The 22,614-nt window shown below is 73.4% G+C and carries 19 protein-coding genes; 6 read left to right on the top strand and 13 right to left on the bottom strand.

Going from position 1 to position 22,614, the window contains the following annotated elements:
* The 3 genes from ACGFZA_RS37655 to ACGFZA_RS37645 all read left to right on the top strand — a co-directional run bounded on the left by ACGFZA_RS37655 (position 1) and on the right by ACGFZA_RS37645 (position 2,037).
* Positions 1-993, top strand: a complete 993-nt coding sequence (locus ACGFZA_RS37655) for a WD40 repeat domain-containing protein (protein WP_385283892.1) — start codon at positions 1-3, stop codon at positions 991-993.
* Between the two features lie 178 nt (positions 994-1,171).
* Complete coding sequence (locus tag ACGFZA_RS37650) at positions 1,172-1,822, top strand: DUF6338 family protein (RefSeq protein WP_385283889.1); 651 nt, start codon at positions 1,172-1,174, stop codon at positions 1,820-1,822.
* Positions 1,819-2,037: a hypothetical protein gene (locus tag ACGFZA_RS37645; RefSeq protein WP_385283887.1), complete on the top strand. Its 219-nt coding sequence runs from the start codon at positions 1,819-1,821 to the stop codon at positions 2,035-2,037. Before ACGFZA_RS37650 ends, ACGFZA_RS37645 begins: the two co-directional genes overlap by 4 nt.
* An 11-nt stretch (positions 2,038-2,048) precedes the next feature.
* Here ACGFZA_RS37645 and ACGFZA_RS37640 read toward each other — a convergent pair whose 3' ends face one another.
* Positions 2,049-6,830, bottom strand: coding sequence for a CHAT domain-containing protein (locus ACGFZA_RS37640; RefSeq protein WP_393685169.1), 4,782 nt, complete (start codon positions 6,828-6,830; stop codon positions 2,049-2,051).
* A gap of 160 nt (positions 6,831-6,990) precedes the next feature.
* A complete protein-coding gene (locus tag ACGFZA_RS37635; protein ID WP_393685167.1) occupies positions 6,991-7,386 on the bottom strand; it encodes a PPOX class F420-dependent oxidoreductase in 396 nt (131 codons plus the stop codon).
* Positions 7,387-7,487: 101 nt separating this feature from the next.
* On the opposite strand from ACGFZA_RS37635, the gene ACGFZA_RS37630 reads away from it, so the two are divergent.
* Positions 7,488-7,997 carry a GNAT family N-acetyltransferase gene (locus tag ACGFZA_RS37630; RefSeq protein ID WP_393685165.1) on the top strand — a complete coding sequence of 170 codons (510 nt, stop codon included), beginning with the start codon at positions 7,488-7,490 and terminating at the stop codon, positions 7,995-7,997.
* Between the two features lie 152 nt (positions 7,998-8,149).
* Here ACGFZA_RS37630 and ACGFZA_RS37625 read toward each other — a convergent pair whose 3' ends face one another.
* The 8 genes from ACGFZA_RS37625 to ACGFZA_RS37590 all read right to left on the bottom strand — a co-directional run bounded on the left by ACGFZA_RS37625 (position 8,150) and on the right by ACGFZA_RS37590 (position 15,513).
* Positions 8,150-8,761, bottom strand: coding sequence for a Uma2 family endonuclease (locus ACGFZA_RS37625; protein ID WP_393685163.1), 612 nt, complete (start codon positions 8,759-8,761; stop codon positions 8,150-8,152).
* Positions 8,762-8,934: 173 nt separating this feature from the next.
* On the bottom strand, positions 8,935-10,053 hold the full coding sequence (serC, locus tag ACGFZA_RS37620; protein WP_385283873.1) for a phosphoserine transaminase: 1,119 nt from the start codon (positions 10,051-10,053) through the stop codon (positions 8,935-8,937).
* Between the two features lie 105 nt (positions 10,054-10,158).
* A complete protein-coding gene (locus ACGFZA_RS37615) occupies positions 10,159-11,367 on the bottom strand; it encodes a cytochrome P450 (protein WP_385283872.1) in 1,209 nt (402 codons plus the stop codon).
* Entirely contained in the window at positions 11,364-12,629 is a 1,266-nt protein-coding gene (locus tag ACGFZA_RS37610) for a cytochrome P450 (RefSeq protein ID WP_385283869.1), read from the bottom strand. Before ACGFZA_RS37610 ends, ACGFZA_RS37615 begins: the two co-directional genes overlap by 4 nt.
* Entirely contained in the window at positions 12,626-13,270 is a 645-nt protein-coding gene (locus ACGFZA_RS37605; protein WP_393685159.1) for an ATP/GTP-binding protein, read from the bottom strand. Before ACGFZA_RS37605 ends, ACGFZA_RS37610 begins: the two co-directional genes overlap by 4 nt.
* Complete coding sequence (locus ACGFZA_RS37600) at positions 13,251-13,616, bottom strand: DUF742 domain-containing protein (RefSeq protein ID WP_363071041.1); 366 nt, start codon at positions 13,614-13,616, stop codon at positions 13,251-13,253. The genes ACGFZA_RS37605 and ACGFZA_RS37600 overlap by 20 nt, the downstream gene beginning before the upstream one ends.
* Positions 13,613-14,041: a roadblock/LC7 domain-containing protein gene (locus ACGFZA_RS37595; protein WP_385283862.1), complete on the bottom strand. Its 429-nt coding sequence runs from the start codon at positions 14,039-14,041 to the stop codon at positions 13,613-13,615. Before ACGFZA_RS37595 ends, ACGFZA_RS37600 begins: the two co-directional genes overlap by 4 nt.
* Positions 14,038-15,513 (bottom strand): ATP-binding protein, encoded by a 1,476-nt coding sequence (locus ACGFZA_RS37590; RefSeq protein ID WP_385283859.1) that lies wholly within the window; start codon positions 15,511-15,513, stop codon positions 14,038-14,040. Before ACGFZA_RS37590 ends, ACGFZA_RS37595 begins: the two co-directional genes overlap by 4 nt.
* A gap of 266 nt (positions 15,514-15,779) precedes the next feature.
* Here ACGFZA_RS37590 and ACGFZA_RS37585 point away from each other — a divergent pair, with 266 nt between their 5' ends.
* Entirely contained in the window at positions 15,780-18,635 is a 2,856-nt protein-coding gene (locus tag ACGFZA_RS37585; RefSeq protein WP_393685156.1) for an FAD-binding and (Fe-S)-binding domain-containing protein, read from the top strand.
* Positions 18,636-18,749: 114 nt separating this feature from the next.
* Here ACGFZA_RS37585 and ACGFZA_RS37580 read toward each other — a convergent pair whose 3' ends face one another.
* Together ACGFZA_RS37580 and ACGFZA_RS37575 are read right to left on the bottom strand one after the other, a co-directional pair.
* Complete coding sequence (locus tag ACGFZA_RS37580; RefSeq protein WP_385283854.1) at positions 18,750-19,901, bottom strand: serine hydrolase domain-containing protein; 1,152 nt, start codon at positions 19,899-19,901, stop codon at positions 18,750-18,752.
* A gap of 74 nt (positions 19,902-19,975) precedes the next feature.
* Entirely contained in the window at positions 19,976-20,893 is a 918-nt protein-coding gene (locus ACGFZA_RS37575) for a LysR substrate-binding domain-containing protein (protein ID WP_385283979.1), read from the bottom strand.
* A 193-nt stretch (positions 20,894-21,086) separates the two neighbouring features.
* Between ACGFZA_RS37575 and ACGFZA_RS37570 the strand changes: the two genes are divergently transcribed.
* On the top strand, positions 21,087-22,040 hold the full coding sequence (locus ACGFZA_RS37570; protein ID WP_393685154.1) for a DMT family transporter: 954 nt from the start codon (positions 21,087-21,089) through the stop codon (positions 22,038-22,040).
* A 112-nt stretch (positions 22,041-22,152) separates the two neighbouring features.
* On the opposite strand, the gene ACGFZA_RS37565 is transcribed toward ACGFZA_RS37570, so the two are convergent.
* Positions 22,153-22,542: a nuclear transport factor 2 family protein gene (locus ACGFZA_RS37565; protein WP_393685152.1), complete on the bottom strand. Its 390-nt coding sequence runs from the start codon at positions 22,540-22,542 to the stop codon at positions 22,153-22,155.
* Positions 22,543-22,614: the final 72 nt, after the last annotated feature.

Raw genomic sequence — 22,614 nt, 5'->3', positions numbered from 1 at the left:
ATGCGTTCGTATCGACTGACTGCCTTCGGCGCCGCCGTGCTGCTGTCCCTCGCCGTCGCGGTGCCCGCCGTGGCCGACGACGGGGAGCCCGACCGGAGCTTCACGATCGAGGACCCGCGGATCACCGAGTCCAGCGGCCTCGCCGCCAGCCGCGCCCACCCCGGGATCTACTGGACGCACAACGACAGCGACGACGGGCCGTACGTCTTCGCGGTCGACTCCCGCACCGGGAAGACCGTCGCGCGGATCACCATGAAGGGGGTCGGAGCGCCCCGGGACGTCGAGGCGATCTCGCTGGGACCCGACGGGAATCTGTACGTGGGTGACATCGGCGACAACCTGAACGGCAGCTGGGACCACGTCTGGATCTACCGCTTCCCCGAGCCGAAGGAGCTCCGGGACGCCACGGTCCGGGCCACGCAGTTCGACGTGAAGTACGCCGACGGTCCGCGCAACGCGGAGGCGCTGATGGTCCACCCGAAGACCGGCCGCGTGTACATCGCGTCGAAGAACGAGGACGGCGGCGGGCTGTACGAAGGCCCCGCGAAGCTGGCGACGGGCGGGGACAACGTGTTCCGGCGCGTGGGGGAGGTGCCGTGGGTGACCGACGGGGCGTTCTCGCCGGACGGCAAGGAGCTGGTGCTGCGCTCGTACTTCAGCGCCCGTGGCTACGCCTTCGCCCGGGGGCGGCTCGGCAAGGACTATCCGGTCGAGTCCCCGCTGCTCGGGCAGTCCGAGTCGGTGACGTACACGGCGGACGGTTCGGCGCTCATGTACGGCTCCGAGGGGGCGCAGAGCGATGTGGTGCGGGTGGACCTGAAGAAGGCCGGGGATGGCGGGCCCGCCCGGGCGGGCGGCACGTCGCCGTCGTCCGCCGGGGCGAGCAGCGCCGGGGACGGCGTGCCGGTGAAGGGCACCACGCTGACCGGGATCGCCGTGCTCGCCGGGATCGGGCTGCTGCTGTTCCTGGGCAGGCGGCGCCGGCAGGGGTGAGGCGCGCGGCCCGGCGGCACGGGGGAGGGGAAGCGGGGCGGCGGTGCGCGGCCCGGTGCCGGCCGGGGGCCGGGGCCGGTTTTCCACAGGCCGGGACGCGGGCCGTCCCGCTGCGTCATCCTGAGGCGGCAGGGAAACGGCCGACGCACGGAGCAGAGCACGGGGGTGCGGTACCGCGATGGTTCCGGGAACAGTCCAGCAGTTGACGATCCTGCTGATCCTCGTGCTGCCCGGAGTCTTCTACCAGGCTGTACGGGAGCGGCTGCGCGGCCCGCTCGCCGCCGAGCAGGAGCCGCAGAACCGCCTCGTGCGCGCCATCGCGGCGGGCGCCCTGCTCGACACGCTCTACGCGGTGGTGGCGGGGCCGTGGCTGGTGCGGCTGCTGGCCGGGGACGGGGAGGGGCCCTTCGCCGGAGTGCTGCGACAGCCCCGCGAGGCGGGATTCGCCGCGCTGCTCATGATCGTCGCCGTGCCGTCCGCGCTGGCCTGGGCGGAGGCGGCATGGCGCAGGCGGCACGTGCGGGCGCAGTACGAGCCGACGCCGACCGCCTGGGACGCACTCTTCCGCGACCGCGGGTCCTGCTTCGTGCGCGTACGCCTCAAGAGCGGCCTGTGGGTAGGTGGTTGGCTGGGTTCGCGGTCGGCCGTCTCCGCGTATCCGCAGAGCGGGGATCTCTATCTGCAGGCTCAGTACCGGGTGGGCCCCGACGGCAGCTTCCTCGGGAAGGTGCCCGGCACCGCGGGTGTGTACGTGCGGGCGAGCGACATAGAAGTGCTGGAGGTGCTGCTCCCGCCGTCCGCGGGGGCGGCCGGAGAGGGGGGCCGATGACGGACGGCCGGGAGACGGGCGGGGACGCCGCCGGTCAGGAAACGGGCGGAGACGCCGAACTGGCGGCCCTGGTGGAGGAGTTCTCCTTCCGCAGGACCTATCGGCCCACCGACGGCATGGCCGAGCCGGACGAGGTGCCGCAGGGGCCCTCGGGCTCGGCGATGGGGGAAGCCGCGGCGCCGGCCCAGGGGCTCCCGGAGCCGGAGGCGCCCTGAGCGGCCCCGTCCTACGGGCCGGTGTGGATGTGTGCCGCCCACAGGTGCGGCGCCTGCGCGTAGCGGTCGCGCAGGGCTCTCACCGGGTGGTGCAGGGCGGCGGCCGGATCGAGGGGGCGGCCCCGGGCGATGTCCTCGGCGAGCGCGGTGTAGAACTCCCCGGTGAGGTGCGTCGCCAGCTTGTCGGCGATGGGCCACAGGGTCCCGATCACATGGGGGTATCCGGCCAGTTGGAAGGACGAGGTCAGCTGGACCACCTCGTCGGACAGCCTGATGCCGCCCCGGGACGCGGAGCAGGCGGACAGCATCGCGAGTTCCGGGGTCCGCGGGCGCTGGACGGCGACGTCGGACACGGTGAGCCGGCCGTCGTACAGGGCGAGACCGCTCTGTGACGGGTTGAGCAGATCGCTGATGCCGTGGCAGCTGAAGTGGACCCAGGGGTGGGCTTCGAGCGCCCCGCCGACCGCTTCCACCGTGGCGTCGGGACCGGCCAGCAGCCGCCTCGCGGGGAACAGCTCCGCGATCAGCTCCACCTCCCGTGCGACGCCGGGCAGGGGCGCCGCCCCCGGCGTTTCGGCGAGGGCGACGACCAGCGGCGACGGCCGGGTCCGGCCCGCGCCGCCGGGGGCGGGGCCGGTGCGGGCCCGGACCAGGGCGCGCAGCGTCGGCGTGTACGAGGAGACGACGCGGTCCATGACCCAGGTGCCGGAGTCCGGCCCGCCGCGACCGGCCGCGTGCAGCGGCAGGAAGGACAGCCAGCCGGTCGGGCACCACCACAGCCGGGGCCAGGGGTCCCCGCCGCCCGGTCCGGCGTCCAGGCCGAGGCGGCCGAGGACCGGGGCGGCGATCGTGTCCCAGAGCCAGCCGAGGGTCCCGGTCAGGGTGTGCATCATGGCGACGGCCTCGTCGACACCGTTCGCGCCGTACGCCGTCTCCATCCCGTCGATGAACTCCGCCGCCCGCTCCATGGTGGCGTCGAGGGTGAGACCGGGCAGCGGGACCACGTCGATCCCGGCATCGGCGGTCACCACCAGGGCGTCGCAGCGGTAGACGCTGACGTTGACGACCACGACGGGACCTCCCGCGGCGGCGGAGACCAGTTCCGGCACGGAGGGCGGGTTCAGGAAGTTCTCCAGGCCGGGCAGTTCCCGGATCTCTGCCAGGAGGTGGTTCCAGCGCTGGGCCATGGTGTGGCGGGCCTCGGCTGTCGCGCCCGCGTCGTGGGCGTCCTGGGCCGGTGAGAGCGGGGGAGGAGTGCCCAGCAGGTCGCGGATCCGCTCGAACTCGGCCGCGCGGACGGGGTCGAGGTCGCGCAGCCGTGACACGTCGGCCCGGTTCTCCAGGCCCTGGGCCAGCAGCACACCCCGCCCCTGTTCGAGCAGGGCGAGGGCGCGGGCCGGCTCGCCCGCGTCGATCGCCAGCGCGGCGGCGTCACTGGCCAGCCCGTCGCTGCCGCTCAGCCGCGCTTCCTGATCGACGCGGGCGAGGCTGCGGGGCGCCATGCCGGGCAACAGGCCTACGGCGTACGCGTATCCCTCCAGGGCCTCCCGGCGGTCGCCCGCCTTCATCGAGGCCAGCCCCCAGCCACGGGCGGCCTGGAGCCGGGCCGCGCTGTGGGCGGCCGGATGGCGCGCACAGGCGCGGGCGAGCCGGACCACCTCCGCCAGGTCGATCTGCTCCCCCGCCTTCGCCCGGCTCAACTGCGCTGCCGAGAGCATCAGCTGGGACAGGGCGTAGCTCGGGTCCCCTTCCGGTATGCCGGTGAGGGATTCCCGGGCGGCGGCGGCCGCCCGGTGCCGCGCCTGCCGGGCCGTCGCGCCTGTGGGATCCTGCGCCAGGTCGGCGGCGAAGACGCAGGCCATCGCCAGCTTCTGCAGGGCGAAGAAGCGTGAGGGATGCTCCTTCCCGAGCCGGTCCACGGCCTTTTCGAGGACCTGCCGGGCCTCCTCGATCGCGTGGGGGTCGTGGTCCGCCTGGGCGCGGCCGACCAGCAGGTCCCCCAGGTTGATCGCCGCCGTCTCGGTGCCCCCGATGTCCCCGTGCTCCACCGCCATCGCCGCGCGCAGGAGCGTGATCGCCTCGTCGGTGGCGGACGGGTCGCCGGCCAGCGCGGCCCAGTGGCGCAGCGCCTCGGCGAGATTGTTCAGGTGCAGGGTGCGGTCCATGGCCGACGGCAGGCTGTCGTCCACCGCGCGGCGCAGCACCGTCACCGCCTCGGCCATCCAGACGCGGTTCCCGGTGCGCCGGGCGCGGTCCATGAGCGCGCTTCCCAGGTTGGTGAGCGCCATGCTGACGCGCGTCCGGGAAGCGTGGCCCACGGCCTCGCGCAGGGTGTCGACGGCGGCGTCCATGAGGAGTTCGTCGCCGGTGTCGCGGGCCCGGATCCACTGGACGTAGCCGAGGCTGGTGAGGAGGGAGCCCCTCAGCTCGGCCGTCGCGGGTTGCAGGGAGGCCAGGGCGGCGCGGAAGTGGTGGACGGCCTCGTCGCTCTGCCGTGCGTCGCGGGTGTACCGGTAGAGGGCGCCCAGGCTGTTCGCGAGGCCGAGCAGCGCCACGGGCGAGGGGTTCCCCGGCGTCATCACGAGCGCTTCCCGGTGCCACCGGACGGACTCCTCCAGCGGTACGGGGTCGGAGGCGAGACGGGCGAGGTTGCGCAGGGCGTCCCCGAGGGCCGTGCGGCAGTCGGCCCCTCCGTACGTGTCCTCGTCGGAGGCGGCCACGGCTGCGCGCAGCACCTCGATGCCCTCCTGCCAGGCTTCGGGGGCCGAGCAGAACTCGGCGAGAGTCAGCAGGGCCTCACCGAGCCCCATGAGCTGGTGGGCGTGGAGGAAGTCGTCCGCCGAGGACAGGGCCACGGCGCTGCGATGGGTGGCCACCACCTCGGCGAAGAGCTCGGAGCGGCCGGTACGCATGGCGATGTTCATCAGGCCGTGGCCGATGTTCGACCGGTACGCGGCACGTTCGGCGCGGGAGAGCGGGGCGTGCTCCACCTCCTCGCGGATGAGGCGCACCGCTTCCTCGTACAGGTCGACGCCGCTCGTCGCGTCGCCCCGTTCCATGAGGGCGTTGGCGTACTCCGCATGGCATTCCCAGTACAGCCGGTCACCGGCCGGGAGCAGGCTGAGCGTCCGGAGCATCTCATCGGCACCCTGCCGCCAGGTGTCGTCGTCCGCCCCGGCGCGGTGGGCCAGCGCCGCCCCGAGCCCGAAGCGTGTGATGGCCTCGAAGTGGGGGCTGGGGGACGGCAGGACGAGGCACTTGCGGAAGCAGTCGATGGCCTCGTCGACGCTGTCGGCTTCGCCCGAGACCTGAAGGCAGCGGCCGATCGCCAGGAGGACCCGGGCGCGTTCGGCGGAGCGGGCGGGGAGCTCGCCGGCGAGGGCGCGCAGCAGGGTGACCGCGTGGTGGAGCTCGCCGGGATCCCCGGGCTCTCCGGTGGCCCACAGGTGCCGGAAGGTGCGCTTGAACAGCAGGTCGGCGTACGCGGTGGTGTGGAGCACCCGTCGGACGAGGTCGTCGGCCGGTACGCACTCCGTCCCCCGGCGGGCCTGGGCGACGGCCTCCTCCAGGTCCTCCGCGCCGCCCGTCGCCGTGTGCCGCGCGTTCAGCACCTGGGAGAGGGCCACATGCGCCTGGGCGCGCACCGGATGGCCGGCCGGTGCGCCGTCGAGGGCGTCGCGGGCGGCCTCGTACGCGTCGTCCAGGGCGCCCGGGTCATCGGCGTGCGCAGGGTGTCCGGCCAGCAGCAGGGCGAGGTTGGTGAGGTACATGGTGCGTTCGAAGGCGTTGGGTGCCGTGTCCGCGGCCGTCCGGCAGGCGGCGATGCCCTCCTCGTACTCCCCGGCGTCGTCCTCCTCCGCGGTCCCCTTGAGGAGGGCGACGCCCAGGTCCGAGAGGAACGACGCCCGGCCGGGCAGCAGGACGTCCGGTTCCGCGAGGGCGGTGCGCAGCAGCGCGATGCCCTCGGAGCGCAGCGCCGGATCGTCCAGGGGCCTGGCGGCGGCGCACAGCGCGGAGCCGAGGACGGCGCCGTGCTGGGGGCGATTCGGGTTGTTCCAGGTGGTGAGCTCCACCGCCCTGCGCAGTTCGGCGACCGCCTCGCGCATCCGGTCGCTGTCCGCGTTCGCCTCGGCCCAGTGGCGGAGGACGTACCCCAGATTGCCGTGTCTGCGGGCCTGTTCGTCACGGGCGCCGGGGGCGCAGACCACGGCGGCGCGGTGCTGGTGGACGGCGTCGGCGAGCGCCTGGTGGCCGGCGCCCTCCTGGAATCCGTAGAAGAGGATGAGTCCGAGGTCCGACAGGCAGCTGCCCTGTTCGAGGCTTCCCCCGCCGAATCCGGTGGCGGCGTGCCGCAGCAGGGTTTCGGCGAGGGGCAGGGTGCCGGGGCGGCGGCTCTGCTGGAACAGCAGCGTCAGCCCGATGGCGGCGTAGTACGCGAAACCGGGCTCGGTCGCGATACCGGCCGGCTCGCCGGACAGGGTGGCGAACAGCGGGCGCAGCCCGTGAGGCACGTGCCCCGGGTCCTGCTCGTACACGGCGGCGAAACCGAGCAGCGCGGAACCGAGCGCCCCCGGATCGGCCTCGTCCCCCGCGAGGTAGCGGCACCAGTCGGCGTGACCGAGTGCGAGGGCCCCGAGGCCCCACACGGTCCCGTCGGCCAGGACGAGTCCGCCGCGCACCTCGTCGGCCGCCGTCGCCGCCTCCGCCCCGAGGAACCATTCCAGGGCGCCCGGCCCGGTTTCCGCGCGTTCGGCCTGCTGGAGGATGCGGTGCGCGGCGGTCTCGGGCGTCATGCGGGGAGCCGCCGCCCGCGCCGCACCGGGGCGGGCGGCGGCGTGTCCACGTCCCGCCGGGTCGTGTTCCCCTGCTGCGTCATCGCTCCCCCGTCCGGCCGCACATGGCGTCAACGTACCTACTGCTGAGGCTACTTGAGCGAGTTCGGGGGCCCGGCGGTCAGGCGTCGAGTGGCCGGATCTCGTAGTGCAGGGTCCGGTCCCGCTTGATCCGGTGCGCGAGCGGAACGAGTACGCCCTGCACGGCCGGGTGCTTGCGGGACAGCATCCGGGCGGCGTGCGTGTTCTCCTTCGACCCGGCCTGGAGGAGGCGGGCGTGCGCGGTGATCTGCGGTCCCGTCGGCCGGCCTCGCAGGGTGCACGGGCCGATCCTGACGACGGGGTGGTTGCGCATCCGCTCCACCTTCCACGCCGAGGAGAACGTACGGATGTAGGCGTGGTCGCCCTCGACGGCGATGTTGACGGGGGTGTCCGCATGCGTCCCGTCCTGGCGCCGCGTGCTGAGCAGGACGGTGTACTGCTTCACGAACGGCTCCAGCTCGGGGATCGTCTCCATACCTTCCATGATCCGCCGCCCCGGCGCCGTGTCATCCGCGCGGCCGCTGTCGAACGGGTGTTTCGAAGGCGTCGGAGAGCCCGGCATAGAGTGGCCGCCCTATGACGACGAACAACGGGCCCGCGCCCTTCTCGACCACCCGCCTCGACGCCCTGCCCCTGCGGGTGGCACACGCGGACGAGATGGCTGCGGTGCTGGACGATCCCGGCCTCCACACCTTCACCGGCGGCGCCCCGGAGTCGGCCGGGGAACTGCGGGCCCGCTACGAGCGGCAGACCGCCGGTTCGCCGGACCCGGACGAGCTCTGGTGGAACTGGGTGCTGCGGGTACGGGGCGAGGACCGCCTCGCGGGCTATGTGCAGGCCACCGTGCGCGGGTCCCGTGCGGAGGTCGCCTGGGTCACCGGGGCGGGGTGGCAGGGGCGGGGTTATGCCAAGGAGGCGGCGCGGGGTCTCGTCGCCCATCTGATGGGCGGGGAAGCGGTCCGTACCGTCATCGCCCACATCCACCCCGATCATGCCGCGTCGGCCGCGGTGGCCGCGTCGGCCGGGCTGGTGCGGACCGGCGAGTGGGAGGACGGGGAGGAGCGCTGGCGGCTGGGCGCCGGCTGAGCCGTCCGCTGCGGCTCGGCGCAGTTGGCCGCCCATCGCCCGTCGAGCCGTTCGCCGACGATGTCCCTGCGGCCGGCGTGCCGTGCGGCGTCCGGTCCTCGGCACGAGCCGGAAGGGAGCAACCGCCACTGCCGACGGGCCCGGCACGGGCGTCAGTTCCGGGCCCGGCCCGCCTTGATCAGGCCGGCGACGTCGAGGGTCACCTCGGCGCCGATCGAGTCGGGGAGCGGGGCCTCCTGGCCGGGGGCGTAGACCTCGTGGCGGTCGTAGGCGCCGCCGAGGGGTTCCGTCAGGACGTGGACCCGGCTGTGCTTGCGGTCGACGATCACATAGACGGGAATCTTGGCCTCGGCGTACGCGGCGACCTTGATGCGCAGGTCGCTGCTGTAGTTGCTGGAGGTGACCTCCAGGACGAGGCGGAACACGGCCGGGTCGTAGCAGTTGTTCTCGAGTCTGTGCTCGTCGAGATCGGCGTCGACGATCGCGAGGTCGGGGATGGCGTAGTCCTCGGGGCCGCCCGGCAGCCAGAGACCGATGCCCTGGAGGACCCTGGATTCCTCGCCGTGGAGTCCGGCGGCGAGGAACGGGATCATGAGCGTGGTCAGAGCGTTCGCGTGCGGGCCGTCCGGGGGTGGGGCCACGGTGATGACGCCTCCGATGATCTCGACGCGATAGCCGGGATGCTGCTCCGCAAGCCTGTTGGCGGTGTCGAGCAACGGTTCCGGGCCATCGTCACAGGGGTGCTCGACTGCTGCTGCAGACATTGCGGGCCTCCTGGAATGGCTGGTGTCGAGAACATCATCGTAGGACGGCGCGGCCGCAGGACCCGTCTCTGGCATATGCCACTCGGCCGAGTGATGCAGAAACGGCCCTGCGTACACACGGGCGTGTGCGCAGGGCCGTTTCCGAGATGCGGAGGCTCCGGGGTGCGGAGCCGTTACAGCTTCTCGATCACGTAGTCGATGCACGCCGTCAGCGCCTGGACGTCCGACGGGTCGATCGCCGGGAACATCGCCACGCGCAGCTGGTTGCGGCCCAGCTTGCGGTACGGCTCCGTGTCGACGATGCCGTTGGCGCGCAGGGCCTTGGCGATCGCGGTGGCGTCGATCTCGTCCGCGAAGTCGATCGTGCCGATGACCTGCGAGCGCTTGGCCGGGTCGGTGACGAACGGGGTCGCGTACTTCGACTCCTCGGCCCAGCCGTACAGGTGGCCGGAGGAGGCGGCCGTGCGGCCGGTGGTGAAGTCCAGGCCGCCCTGGGAGTTCATCCAGGTCAGCTGCTCGTTCAGCAGGAACAGCGTGGCGAGCGCCGGGGTGTTGTACGTCTGGTTCTTCAGGGAGTTGTCGATCGCCGTCGGCAGCGAGAAGAACTCCGGGATGTGCCGGCCGGAGGCGTGGACGCGTGCCGCGCGCTCCAGGGCCGCCGGGGAGAAGACGCCGATCCACAGGCCGCCGTCGGAGGCGAAGGACTTCTGCGGGGCGAAGTAGTAGACGTCCGTCTCGGCGATGTCGACGGGCAGGCCGCCCGCACCGGAGGTGGCGTCCACCAGGACCAGGGAGCCCTCGTCGGCGCCCGCGACGCGCTTGACCGGCGCGGCGACACCGGTCGAGGTCTCGTTGTGGGTGAAGGCGTACACGTCGACGCCCGCCTCGGCCTGCGGGTCCGGGTGGGTGCCCGGGTCGGAGGCGATGACGGTCGGGTCGGCCAGCCACGGGGCGAGCTTGGCGGCCTTCGCGAACTTCGACGAGAACTCGCCGAAGTTGAGGTGCTGGGACTTCGACTCGATCAGGCCGTGCGTCGCGATGTCCCAGAAGGCGGTGGAGCCGCCGTTGCCCAGGATCACCTCGTAGCCCTCGGGGAGGGAGAAGAGGTCGCGCACGCCGTCACGTACCGCGCCGACCAGGTTCTTCACCGGGGCCTGGCGGTGGGACGTACCGAGCAGAGACGTACCGGTGGCGGCCAGCGCGTCGAGCGCCTCCGTCCGCACCTTGGAAGGACCGGCGCCGAAGCGTCCGTCGGCGGGCTTGATGTCAGCGGGAATCTGGATGTCGGCCACGAGTCGGAGCGTAGCCGCTCGGTGCGGCGGCTACGCACCCTGTCCGTCGGATGAGACAGGGGATCCGACTCGTGGTCCTTGGAGGTACGTCCGTACGCGCCCGGTTCAGCCCAGCTCGACCGGGAGGTCGAACAGGTCGTTCTGGGTGACGATCGGCTTGTTCCGCAGCTCGGAGGCCGGCACGGCGAGCTCCAGCTCCGGGAAGCGCTCGTACAGCGCGGGGAGCGCGACGCCCGCCTCCAGGCGCGAGAGCGCCGCACCCGGGCAGACGTGCGGGCCGTGGCCGAAGGCGATGTGGCGGTTGGGGGTGCGGGCCGCGTCGAACGCGCCGGCGGTCGGTCCGTACTGCGCCTCGTCCCGGCCCAGTGCGCCGAAGGAGACGATCAGGGCCTCGCCCTTGGGGAGGACCTTGTTCCCGACCTCGACGTCCTCGGTCGCGAAGCGGATCAGGACGTGCGAGGTCGGGGTGGACCAGCGCAGCGTCTCCTCGATCACGTTCTCCCACGACAGCTCGCCGGAGAGGACCTGCTTGCGCTGCTCGGGGTGGGTCTCCAGGGCGACGACGGCGTTCACGATCAGGCTGATCGTCGTCTCGTGGCCCGCCGCGATGATCAGCTGGAGGGTGTTGACGATCTCCTCGTCGGTGAGGTGGTCGCCGTCCTCGGAGGCCGCGATCAGGGCGCTGGTCAGGTCGTCGCCCGGCTCCGCCCGCTTCGCGTCGACGATCTTGGTGAAGAGCGCGCTGAGGTCCGCCATCATCTGCGGGACCTCCTCCGGCGGCGTCTGCGTCGAGAAGAACTTCTCGAAGAGTTCCTTGAGGCGGGGGTGGTCGGCACCGTCGACGCCCATCAGCTCGCTGATCACGTTCATCGGCAGCGGGTAGGCGAACTCGGCCTTCAGGTCGACCTTCTCGCCCTCGGGCAGGGCCGCCAGACGGTCCAGGCTCGCGGTCGTCAGCGCCTCGATGCCCGCGCGCAGCCGCTCCACCCGCTTCACGGTGAGGGCCTGCGCGACCAGGGTGCGCAGCCGGCGGTGGTCGGCGCCGTCGACGGTCAGCATGGAGCGGCCCGGGTTGGCCAGGCCGATCAGCGGCCAGTCCTGCGCGATCTCGCCGCGCTGCCAGGCGCCCCAGACGTTGATGTCCTTCACGATCCGGGAGTCGGTCAGCAGCTGCCGCGCCTCCGCGTGGTGGGTGACCGCGTAGCAGTGCACCCCGCCCGGCAGCTCCACCTCGGCGAGCGGGCCGGCGGCGCGCAGGGCGGCGCTCTCGCCGTCGAGGTCGGCGACGAAGGGGTCGAGGGCGATGCGGGTCATATCTGGCCTCCGTGGGCGGAACCTGTGGCGGGCGTGGGTGTGAAGGCGACGGGCAGGTCCGTCAGGCCCCGCAGCCACGGGGAGGGGCGCCGGGTGAGCTGCTCGGCGGGTACGTCCAGGTCGATGTCCGGGAGGCGGTCGAGGAGGACCTCGATGCCGGTACGGGCGATGACCTCGGCGGTCTCCTGCGCCGGGAACGGGCAGCGGTGCTCGCCGTGGCCGAAGGAGAGGAACGCGTTGTTGCCGCCGGTCAGCGCGGAGCCGTCGGTGCGCACCTGCGGGTCGGCGTTGGCGGCGGCGATGCCGAGGAGCAGCAGGTCGCCGGCCTGGATGTGGCGGCCCCCGAGGTGGGTGTCGCGCGAGGCCCAGCGGCCGGCGACGTTCTGCGTCGGGGTGTCCTCCCACAGGACCTCGTTCATGGCCTCGGCGACGCTGTGCCGCCCGCCGGAGAGCGAGGCGGCGAAGCGGTCGTCGGTGAGCATGAGCCGCAGCGAGTTGCCCATCCAGTCGGCGGTCGGCTGGTGGCCCGCGGCCATCATGACCATGAGGTCCTGGGCGACCTCCTCGTCCGTGAAGCCGCCGGGGTCGGCCAGCATCCGGGTGGCGACGTCGTCGCCCGGCTCGGCGTGCTTGTCGGTCAGCAGCTGGAACATCGACGTGCCGAGGTGCTGCTGGCCGGCGAGCGCGCGTTCCCGGCCGTCGATCATGTCGTTGATCGAGCCGACGAGCGCGTCGCCGGCCTCGTCGCCGAAGCCGTAGATCCTGGCCAGGACGCGGGCGGGGAGCAGCATCGCGTACTCGGCGATGATGTCGGTCGAGCCCTTGGAGCAGAACCGGTCGATCAGCTCGTCGGCGAACTCCTCCGCGTGCCGCTTGAGGGCGAACGGGTCGACCGCCTCCAGGGCGTTGCTGATCATCCGGGCGCGCTCGACGTGCCGCGGGCCGACCGTGTAGAGGATCGACGGCTGCTTGCGGCCGATCATGGGGAGCAGCGGCCAGTCGCCGGGGATGTTCTCCCACTGGCTCCAGAGGTCGGAGTCGCGGCTGAAGAGCACCGGGTCGCTGGTGACCTGGTGCAGTTCGCGGTAGCCGAGGACCAGCCAGGCCGGGATGTCGCCGTCCAGGACGACGGGCGCCACGGCCCCGTGGTCGCGGCGCATCTCCCGGTACAGCTGGGTGGGTTCGGTCTGGAACCGGGGTCCGGACAGTGGCGCGCGGCCGTGCGCCGGGCAGCCCGGGGGCGGTTCGGGGGGCTGGGTCACGGGGTGGGCTCCGGGGTCTTCTCCGGAGCGGTTTCCGGACGGGCGGAGGCGGAGGCGGTGCCCCGCGACAGGGCGTAGAGGTGCTCCACCAGGGTGATCAGGACGTACTTGCTGGAGGACCGGTCCCGGGCGTCGCACTCCACGAGCGGCACGTCGTCCGAGAGGTCGAGCGCCTCACGGATCTGCTGCTCGGTGTGGAGCGGGCCGCCGAAGTCGTTGCACGCCACGATGAACGGCGTGCCGTGGTGCTCCAGCCGGTCGATGGCGTACCAGGAGTCGGCGAGGCGCCGGGTGTCGACGAGGACGACCGCGCCGAGCGTGCCGGAGAACAGCCGGTCCCACAGGAACCAGAAGCGCTCCTGTCCGGGTGCGCCGAAGAGGTACAGCACGGAGCGGGCGTCGAGCGTGATCCGGCCGAAGTCGAAGGCGACGGTGGTGGAGGTCTTCGACTGCACCCCGTCGAGGTGGTCGACGGCCTCGCCCGCGCGGGTCATGGTCTCCTCCGTGTTGAGCGGACGGATCTCGCTCACGGATCGGACCATGGTGGTCTTGCCGACCCCGAAGCCACCGACGACGACGATCTTCAGTCCGTTGTCGGCCGTGGCCTGCAGGGCGGCACGGTCAGAGGTTGCGGAGTCCAACGAGCACCTGTTCCAGGATGTCGGGGTCGGGGAGCCGGTCCGCGACACGTGCGGTACGGGGATGGCGGGCGCTGATCCGGCCGGTGTCGAGCAGATCGCACAGCAGGATGCGCACGATGCTGACGGGCAGGTTCAGTCCGGCGGCGATTTCGACGACCGCGGTGGGCCGTTCGCACATCCGCAGGATCGTGACGTGCTCCGACTGCATGCCGGGGGCCGGCTCGCATTCGGAGACGACCAGCGTCACCAGGTCGAAGGCGGCCGAATCCGACCGGCTGCGGCCACCGGTGAGGGTGTACAGCCGGTCCGGATCGTCGTCCCGGCCGGGGCGGGGGCGGGGAGTCATACGGCCGCGGTCTCGGCGGCCTCGGCGGGCTCGCGCGGCGGGGCGACGAGGTGCTCGCCGAGCTGCTCCACGAGCTCGCTCATGTTGTGCCCGACGAGGCCGACGTCGGCGTGCTCGGAGGCGACGACCGCGAGGTGGGCGCCGGCTCCCGCCTCCACGATGAACAGCACGCCGCCGTAGAACTCGGCCATGGCGGAGCGCACGCCGCCGGTGCCGTCACCGAACTCGACGGACGCGCCGTGCGAGAGGCTCTGGATTCCGGCCGAGATCGCGGCAAGCTGGTCCGCCTGGTCGACGGAGAGCTCGGGGGTACGGCACAGCTTGAGGCCGTCCCTGGACAGCACGAGGGCGTGACGGGCGCCGGGAGTGCGCTCAAGGAGCCCCTCCAGCAGCCAGTTGAGCTTCTCGTCGGTGGTCGCGGTCATCGGGTGTTGCCTTCCGGGTGCGGGGAGTTGGGCCGTACGGCCTGGCGGAAGCTGCTGAAGCGGGCTGCCTGGGCCTTGGGGTCGGTCGTACGGGGCCGGGGGGTGGCGCCGTCGGTGGTCTCGGACTCCGACGCGTCGGTTCCTGCCGCCGCCCGTGCGCGGGACTCTGCGGCGGCCAGGGTGCGGCCGCGCGAGCGCTTGGGCAGGCCGCTCTCGCCGAACCGGGGGAGGCCGCCGGTGGTCTCCGAACCCGAGTCGGAGCGCAGGGGCTCCTGGGTGCGGGCGGTGGCGGGGGGCGTGTCGGCGCCGGAGGCGTGGACCGGCTCCGGCTCGCGCGGGGAGGGGACGACCGGCTCGGCGGCCGGTTCGGGGGCGGGTGCCGGGGTGCGGGTGATGATCTCCTGCGGGAGCATCATCAGCGCGCCCGTGCCGCCGCGCGCGGAGGGGCGGAACGAGACGGTCAGCCCGTGCTTGCGGGCGAGGCGGCCGACGACGGCGAGGCCGAGGCGGGTGCCGGAGAGCCCGGCCAGGTCCTGGTCGGTCGCGGAGACGGCGCTCTCCGCGCGGCGCAGCTGCACGTCGCTCATGACCAGACCGCTGTCCTCGACGGTCAGCACGATGCCGGCCGGGACCTCCTCCACGTACACGTGGACCTCGGCCGTGGGCGGCGAGAAGTTCGCCGCGTTGTCGAGGAGTTCGGCCAGCGCGTGCATGACGCCCTCGGCGGCGTGGCCGGCGATGGCGACGTCGCTCGTGGAGTGCAGCCGGATGCGCTGGTAGCCGCTGATCCGGCCCATCGCGCCACGCAGGATGGACTCCATCACGATCGGCTTCGCCCAGCGCCGGCCGGAGCGGGCGCCGGTGAGCACGGCGATGGAGTCGGCCAGCCGGCCCGCCTGGGCGGTGCGGTGGTCCAGGTGGAGCAGGTCGCCGAGGACGTCCTCGGCGGAGTGCCGGTGCTCCATGTCGCGCAGGTCGGCGAGCATGCTGGTGGCCAGGGCCTGCATCCGGCCCGCGGCGTTGGCGCAGGCGGCGATCGCGGCGGAGCGCTCGGTGTCACTGCGGGCGGCGCGGGCCTTGAGGCGCGCGTTCTCGGCGGTGAGCTGCTGGATGCCGGCCGCCGCCTCCTGGGTGACGCGCGCCGTCTCGGCCGCCGCCGTGGCCTTGATCCGGGCGGTCTCGGCGGTGAACCGCTGGGCGTCGGCGGCGGACGCCGACACCATCCGCGAGGTCTCGGCGGTGAACCGGCCGCTCTCGGCCGCGAGCAGCTCGCGCAGCCGGCGCGCGGTGACACGGGCGTGGACGGCGACGGCGACGGCGGCGGAGAGCAGCACTGCGGCGGCGCTCGCCCCCCAGGCCACTGCGGTTCTGGCCGAGTCGGGAGCGACGGCGGTCGCCCACAGACACAGGGATCCGGTGAGGGCCACGGTGACCAGCAGGGCCAGTGCGGTCGGCCGGGTTGAGGGGCGCAAGCGGAGTCCTTGGGGGGCGGACGGTGACGGATGGGACGGTTCGGGAGAGTCGTGACTGCGGTGATCAAATGCGACAACTGGAACAGATGATTCCCAGACAAGTCAGGGTCACTATATGAGAATTGACGATCTGTTTGGGAAGAACTTGTGGTGTTCTCTGTTCTATTCGTGTTCAGAAGACCGGCACATTCCGACGTATTGACGTAATCGGAGAAAACACACGGGGCTGCCGGGCGGCGCGGCCGGACCGGCGGCATCCTGACCGCATGGCAACCGGCAAGGCTCCGCACGGCACCACGTCCGCCCCCGACCCCACCGCGCTCGTCCGCGAACTGCGCGCGTCCGTACGGGGCGAGGTCGCCTCCGACGCCACCGCACGGGCCCTGACGACGATGGACGCCTCCAACTACCGGCGGGTGCCCCTCGGCGTCGTCGCCCCGCGCGACGCCGACGACATCGCCGCCACGCTCGCCGTCTGCCGGGCCCACCGGGTGCCCGTCGTTCCGCGCGGCGGCGGCACCTCCATCGCCGGGCAGGCCACCGGCACCGGGATCGTCCTCGACCTCACCCGCCACCTCCGGTCGATCGTCGAACTGGACCCCGGCTCCCGCACCGCCGTGGTCCAGCCCGGCGTCGTCCTGGACGATCTGCGGGCCGCCGCCGCCCCGCACGGGCTCACCTTCGGCCCGGACCCCTCCACGCACAGCCGCTGCACCATCGGCGGCATGATCGGCAACAACTCCTGCGGCTCCCACTCCGTAGCCTGGGGCACCACCGCCGACAACGTCCACGCGCTCACCGTCGCCCGCTACGGCGGCGACACCCTCCACCTGGAGCGGGGCGCCGAAGGCCCCGCCGGGCTCCGTGAACTCGCCGCCGCCCACCTCGCCCTCCTGCGCACCGGATTCCCCGAACTCCCGCGCCGCATCTCCGGATACGCGCTGGACGCCCTGCTGCCCGAGAACGGACCCGACCACGCCCGCGCGTTCTGCGGCAGCGAGGGCACGCTCGGCGTGCTGACGCAGGCGACGCTGCGGCTGGTCGAGGCCCCCGCCGCCCGCGCGCTCGCCGTTCTCGGTTACGCCGACGAGTCGGCCGCCGCCGAGGCCGCCCCCGGCCTCCTCCCGTACCGCCCGCTGACCGTCGAGGGCATGGCCGCCGACCTCGTACGCGAACCGGCCGGGCTGCCGCGCGGCGCCGCCTGGCTCTTCGTCGAGACGGGCGGCGCCACCCCGGCCGAGGCGCGGGCGCACGCGGAGCGGATCGTGCGCGCCCGGTCCGCGGACGCGGTGGACGCCGCCGTCGTCACCGACCCGGCCGGGCAGCGGGCGCTGTGGCGGATCAGGGAGGACGCGGCGGGCACGGCGACCCGGATGCCCGAGGGCAGTGAGGCCTGGCCCGGCTGGGAGGACTGCGCCGTGCCGCCCGCCCGGCTCGGGCCCTACCTCCGCGACTTCCGGGTCCTGCTCGCCGAGCACGGCCTGCGCGGCACCCCGTACGGACACTTCGGCGACGGCTGCATCCACGTCCGTATCGACTTCGACCTGCTGACCGCCGACGGCGTGGCCCGGTTCCGGCGCTTCTCCGAGGACCAGGCCTCGCTCGTCGTCGCCCACGGCGGCTCCCTGTCCGGCGAACACGGTGACGGCCAGGCGCGCGCCGAACTGCTGCCCCGGATGTACGGGGACGAACTCGTCTCCCTCTTCACCCGGTTCAAGGACCTGTGGGACCCCGACGGAGGCATGAACCCGGGCATCCTCGCCCGCCCGGCCCGCCCGGCCCGCCTGGACGAGAACCTGCGCTTCGACGTCCTGCCGAGGAAGCCGGTCGATGTCGCCTTCGGCTACCCGGACGACGGCGGCGACTTCACCGCTGCCGTGCGCCGGTGCGTCGGAGTCGCCAAGTGCCGTACGGAGAAGGTCTCCGGCCCGTCCGTGATGTGCCCCTCGTTCCGCGCGACCGGCGAGGAGGCCCACTCCACGCGCGGGCGGGCCCGGCTGCTCCACGAGATGCTGGCCGGCGCCGCGGGCGGCGTGATCACGGACGGCTGGCGCTCGACCGAGGTACGCGACGCGCTCGACCTGTGCCTGTCCTGCAAGGGCTGCCGCAGCGACTGCCCGGCGGGCGTCGACATGGCCACGTACAAGGCGGAGTTCCTGCACCACCACTACCGCGGGCGGCTGCGCCCGGCCGCGCACTACGCCATGGGACGGCTGCCGCGGTGGCTGCGCCTCGCCGCGCCCTTCGCACGCCCGCTGAACGCCCTGGCCCGGGTCCGGCCGCTCGCGGCTCTGGCCAAGCGCCTCGCCGGCATCGCGCCGGAACGCGGGATCCCGGTCCTGGCGCGGGAGACGTACACCCGGTGGCTGGACCGGCGCGCGGGCGGGGGTACGTCGGTCTTCTCCCACGACCGGGTGGCCCTGGTCTGGCCCGACACCTTCACCGAGCACCTCTCGCCCGAGGTGGGGCAGGCGGCGGTGCGGGTCCTGGAAGCCGCGGGCCGCACCGCGCTGACGCCCGGCCGCGGCCTGTGCTGCGGGCTCACGTACGTCTCGACGGGCCAGCTGGACCGGGCGCGCGGGGTGATGCGCCGCACCCTGGACCGGCTTGGCGGCATGATCGGCGAGCCGGTGATCGTCCTGGAACCGAGCTGTGCGGCGACGCTCCGTACGGACCTCCCGGAACTCCTCCCCGACGACCCCAGGGCCGCCGGACTGGCCGCGTCCGTCCACACCCTGGCCCAGTACCTGGAGGCGTTCGCCCCCGACTGGCAGCCCCCGCGCCTGGACCGCCCGGTCACCGGCCAGACGCACTGCCACCAGCACGCGGTCCTGGGCGACGAGGCGGATCGCCGGCTCCGTGAACGGGCCGGACTGGTCGGCGAGCTGGCGGGCGGCTGCTGCGGCCTGGCGGGCAACTTCGGCTTCGAACGCGGCCACTGGGAGGTCTCGGCGGCCTGCGCGGAGGACCAGCTGCTGCCGGCGGTGCGGGAAGCGGCGCCCGGCACGGAGATCCTGGCGGACGGCTTCTCCTGCCGGACACAGCTGGGCCAGGTGGGCGGCGTGCGGGCGCGCCACCTGGCCCAGGTGCTGGCGGAGGGGCTGGAACCTGGCCCTCGCTGAGCGGGTGCGTGCGCCGGGAGGCCGAAGTCGGCGGCGGCACCGGTCAGTCCGCCGTCGTGCGTGACGGATGCGGTGAGCCCCGCCCGGGGCGGACCGGCGGTCGGCGGGTCCGGGTCAGCTCCGCGCCGCCTTCACGACCGCCGCCACCAGCCGCTCGTTCTCCGGCGCCGCTCCACCCGGGACCGCGAAGCGCCGTCGCGTGTACCCGTACGCGAGTGCGCTCGCCGGGTCCGCGAACGCCTGCGAGCCCGCCGCGCCGCAGTGGCCGAACGCGTCTTCGCCCAGGGCCGGGTAGGCCATCTGCGGACGCTCGAAGCCGAGGCCGAAGTGGTCCGTCTCCTCGGTCACCCGGTCGGTGCCCGTCAGACCGGGGCGGGCGAACTCGGCACGGATCTCCGGCTTGAGCAGTGCGGGCCGGCCCGCGAACTCCGTGAGCGTGGCCGCGTACATCCGTGCCAGGGCGCGTGCCGAGCCGACGCCGCCCACCGAGGCCGGACCGAGGGCCCGCACGGACGGGTTGTTGATCCACGCGACCAGGTCCGTCGGCACGTTGAAGGCCACCGCCTTCAGGCCCTTCGGATCGAACGGGCGGGCGGCGAGCTCCGCCGCCTGCTCCGGTGTCGGGTTCATCGGCCGGATGGGGACGTAGCGCGGCTCCAGCCCGGCGGGCTGCCCCAGGTAGAGGTCCAGGCCGTACGGCACGCGAACGCGCTCCTCGAACAGCTCCTGGATCGAACGCCCGGTGGCCCGTCGCACCACCTCGCCGGTGAGCGCGCCGATCACCAGCGCGTGGTACCCGTACTCCTTGCCCGGCTCCCAGAAGGGGGCCTGCCCGGCCAGCCGGGCGGCGATCGCCCGGTCGTCGGCCAGCTCCTCCTCTCCGAAGCCGCCCTCGACGCCGATCACCCCGGAGCGGTGGCCCAGCAGTTCCCGCAGCGTCAGCGCGCCCTTGCCCTCCGCCGCGAACTCGGGCCAGTAGGAGGCGACCGTACGGTCCAGGCCGAGGGTGCCGTCCTGCACGAGGAGGGCGACGACGAGGTGGGCCGCGCCCTTGGTGGACGAGAAGACCGCGGGCAGCGAGTCGCCGTCGATCCCGTCACCCGCCCAGAGATCGACGACCGGCTCCCCGTGCCGGTACACGGCGAGCTGCGCGCCCGGTTCGTTGTGTTCCTCGGTGAGCACGGCGGCGAACTCGTCCCGCACCGCCTCGTATCCCGCGGCCACGGTGCCGTGCACCGTGATGTCCGTGGAGCTGTGGTCCGGCATGGATCCCCCTTGGTGTGTGCGGCTTTCGCATCTCCCACCGGGCTCCAACTGCACTGCCTCACCAGGAAATTCCCTCATGCTCCGGCGTCTCGCGCCACGATCTCGCGGGCCAGCGCGGCAAGGTCGGCGAGGGCCGGATGGCCGGGGGCGTCGCGGCGGGCGAGCAGGACCGGGAGGGCCGGGGCGTCCACGAGCGGGCGGTAGGTGACCCCGGCGTGCGGGTGCATGGCGGCCGTCGACGCGCCCGAGACCCCGGTGCCGCGGCCCGCCGCGATGGCGGCCAGCCAGTCGTCGGTGTTGGCGACGGTCAGGGTGGCGACGGGGCGGCCGCCGGCGGGCCACAGCCCGGGGGTGGTGGTGCCGGAGACGGTGTTCAGGACGACGGTGCCGGTCGCCAGATCCGCCAGCCGGAGCGTGGTGCGGGAGGCGAGGGGGCCGTCCGCCGCCACGGCCGCCACCCGCTCCTCCTCGTACAGCACCTCCGTGACCAGCCCCGGCGCCTCGACGGGCCCGCGCAGCAGTGCGGCGTCGACCTCGCCGCGGGTCAGTCCGGCGGTGCGGTCGTCGATGCGGCGGAGTTCGAGCGGTGTCTGCGGATAGCGCTCCTGCCAGGTGCGGAGCAGCGGGGTGGTGTACCGGCCGAACGCGGACCAGGCGTGGCCCAGCCGCAGCGGCCACCGGCGCAGCCCGCCGGGGTCGAGCGCCTCGTCGAACGCCGCCACCGCGGCGGCGGCCTTGTCGCGGAAGGCGACGCCTTCGCGGGTGAGGTCCAGGTGGTGGGTGGAGCGGTCGACGAGCCGGATGCCGAGGCGGGACTCCAGCGCCGCCAGGGTCCGGGACACGGCGGGCTGGGTCAGCCGGAGCCGGGCGGCGGCGCGGGTGATGCTCGCCTCGTCCGCCACGGCGAGGAACGCGCGCAGGTGGCGGATCTCGATGCCGCGGCCGGTGTTCCCGGCGTTCCTGCCGGCGTTCCCGTCCGGGCCGTGGCCCATGCCCTCTCCCGTGCTCATGCGCGGGAAGCATAACGGCAGCCCCTTCGGCATTTCACGTGCCGCGCGCAGGTCCCTACGGTGGAGAGATGTCCTGCACGGAGTCAGTGCAGTATCTTCAGCTAGTCAGTGCATTGTGTTGCACTGCTGCTTCTCGTGATCCGTACGCGCGAAACGTCAGAAAGTCAGGCCACAGGTGAACGACCAGGGCACCGCCGCAGAACCGGCCGCCGCAGTCGCCGTCCCCGAGGCGGTCGCCGCGCTCGGGGAGCAGGGCGGCCCCGCCCGCGCCGGAGGGCGCAGGGCGGCGCTCGCCCCGGTCGCACTGGTGGTCGCGGGCGGGCTCTCCGTCCAGTTCGGCTCGGCGATCGCCGTGCTGCTCATGCCGAAGGCCGGGGCGCTCGGCGTCGTCACGCTGCGGCTCGCCGCCGCCGCCCTCGTCCTGCTCGTCGTCTGCCGGCCGAAGCTGCGCGGCCACTCGCGCGCCGACTGGGGCACGGTGGTGGCCTTCGGTATCGCGATGGGCGGGATGAACACGCTCTTCTACCAGGCCGCCGACCGCATCCCGCTCGGCGCCGCCGTGACCCTGGAGGTGCTGGGCCCGCTCGCCCTCTCGGTGTTCGCCTCGCGCCGTCTCGTCAACGTGGTCTGGGCCGCCCTCGCGCTGGGCGGTGTGCTGCTGCTGAGCGGCGGGGGCTTCGACCGGCTCGATCCGGCGGGCGCCGCGTACGCGCTGGGGGCCGGTGTCATGTGGGCGGCGTACATCGTCTTCAGCGCCCGCACCGGCCGCCGCTTCCCGCAGGCCGACGGGCTGGCGCTGGCGATGGTCGTGGCCGCCGTCCTCTCGCTGCCGCTCGGCATCATGGAGTCCGGCTCGAAGCTCCTCGTCCCGTCCACGCTCGGCCTCGGCGCCGCCGTCGCGCTGCTGAGCTCCGTCCTCCCGTACACCCTCGAACTCATGGCGCTGCGCCGGCTGCCCGCACCCACCTTCGCCATCCTGATGAGCCTGGAACCCGCGATCGCGGCCACCGCCGGCTTCCTCATCCTCGACCAGGCCCTCTCCACGACGGACGCCCTGGCCATCGCGCTCGTCATCGGCGCCAGCATGGGGGCGGTGCGCAGTCAGGTGCGGGGGACCGGGAAGCGGTGACGGGGGCGCGTGGCCGACCCGTCCACGCCCGATGAGCGCGCGGGGCCCCGGAGCGAGCCCCGTCGCGCCCGCGCCCGCCGGGCGGGCCGCGGCGGAACGCGTGTGACCGTTCTCAGCGCCCGGCGGCCTCCCACCACGTCAGATGCGCGGCCGCCTGCGCCACCGGTTCGATGAGCTCCCAGCCCTCCGCGATCAGCCCCTCGTCGATGCGCCAGATGTCGACGACCGCGATCTCCGGCCCCGCTCCGGGGAGTTTCCGCCGCGAGTGCACCACCACGTGGTCACCGTCGGCCAGCAGGTGCTGGATCTCGACCGTCATGCCGGTGAGCGGGGTCAGCGCCGCTTCCACGGCGGCGAGCCACTCCGCCTTCGTCGAGGAAGTCGAGTCCGGCCGGTGATGGACGAAGTCCCTGCTCAGCAACGGTTCGAGTGAGTCGGTGCCCCCTGTCTCGATCAGTTCCGCCAGTGCCCGTCGAACGATGCTCTTGTTGTCCGTGGTCATGAACGCAGTGTTCTCCGCCGCCGCGGCCCCTGTCGATGAAGTCGGACTTCATGGCGCCGCGCTCCGGGATGA

Source organism: Streptomyces sp. NPDC048211, from assembly GCF_043202315.1.
Classification (GTDB): domain Bacteria; phylum Actinomycetota; class Actinomycetes; order Streptomycetales; family Streptomycetaceae; genus Streptomyces.
This window is presented reverse-complemented; position numbering and strand designations above follow the sequence as displayed.

Coding starts and splice junctions, on each gene's coding strand:
- ACGFZA_RS37615 (WP_385283872.1), bottom strand. CDS start 11,367: ATGACCCGCATCGCCCTCGACCCCTTCGTCGCCGACCTCGACGGCGAG.
- ACGFZA_RS37580 (WP_385283854.1), bottom strand. CDS start 19,901: ATGCCGGACCACAGCTCCACGGACATCACGGTGCACGGCACCGTGGCC.
- ACGFZA_RS37585 (WP_393685156.1), top strand. CDS start 15,780: ATGGCAACCGGCAAGGCTCCGCACGGCACCACGTCCGCCCCCGACCCC.
- ACGFZA_RS37645 (WP_385283887.1), top strand. CDS start 1,819: ATGACGGACGGCCGGGAGACGGGCGGGGACGCCGCCGGTCAGGAAACG.
- ACGFZA_RS37640 (WP_393685169.1), bottom strand. CDS start 6,830: ATGACGCCCGAGACCGCCGCGCACCGCATCCTCCAGCAGGCCGAACGC.
- ACGFZA_RS37625 (WP_393685163.1), bottom strand. CDS start 8,761: ATGTCTGCAGCAGCAGTCGAGCACCCCTGTGACGATGGCCCGGAACCG.
- ACGFZA_RS37635 (WP_393685167.1), bottom strand. CDS start 7,386: ATGGAGACGATCCCCGAGCTGGAGCCGTTCGTGAAGCAGTACACCGTC.
- ACGFZA_RS37650 (WP_385283889.1), top strand. CDS start 1,172: ATGGTTCCGGGAACAGTCCAGCAGTTGACGATCCTGCTGATCCTCGTG.
- ACGFZA_RS37595 (WP_385283862.1), bottom strand. CDS start 14,041: ATGACCGCGACCACCGACGAGAAGCTCAACTGGCTGCTGGAGGGGCTC.
- ACGFZA_RS37600 (WP_363071041.1), bottom strand. CDS start 13,616: ATGACTCCCCGCCCCCGCCCCGGCCGGGACGACGATCCGGACCGGCTG.
- ACGFZA_RS37575 (WP_385283979.1), bottom strand. CDS start 20,893: ATGGGCCACGGCCCGGACGGGAACGCCGGCAGGAACGCCGGGAACACC.
- ACGFZA_RS37655 (WP_385283892.1), top strand. CDS start 1: ATGCGTTCGTATCGACTGACTGCCTTCGGCGCCGCCGTGCTGCTGTCC.
- ACGFZA_RS37565 (WP_393685152.1), bottom strand. CDS start 22,542: ATGACCACGGACAACAAGAGCATCGTTCGACGGGCACTGGCGGAACTG.
- ACGFZA_RS37630 (WP_393685165.1), top strand. CDS start 7,488: ATGACGACGAACAACGGGCCCGCGCCCTTCTCGACCACCCGCCTCGAC.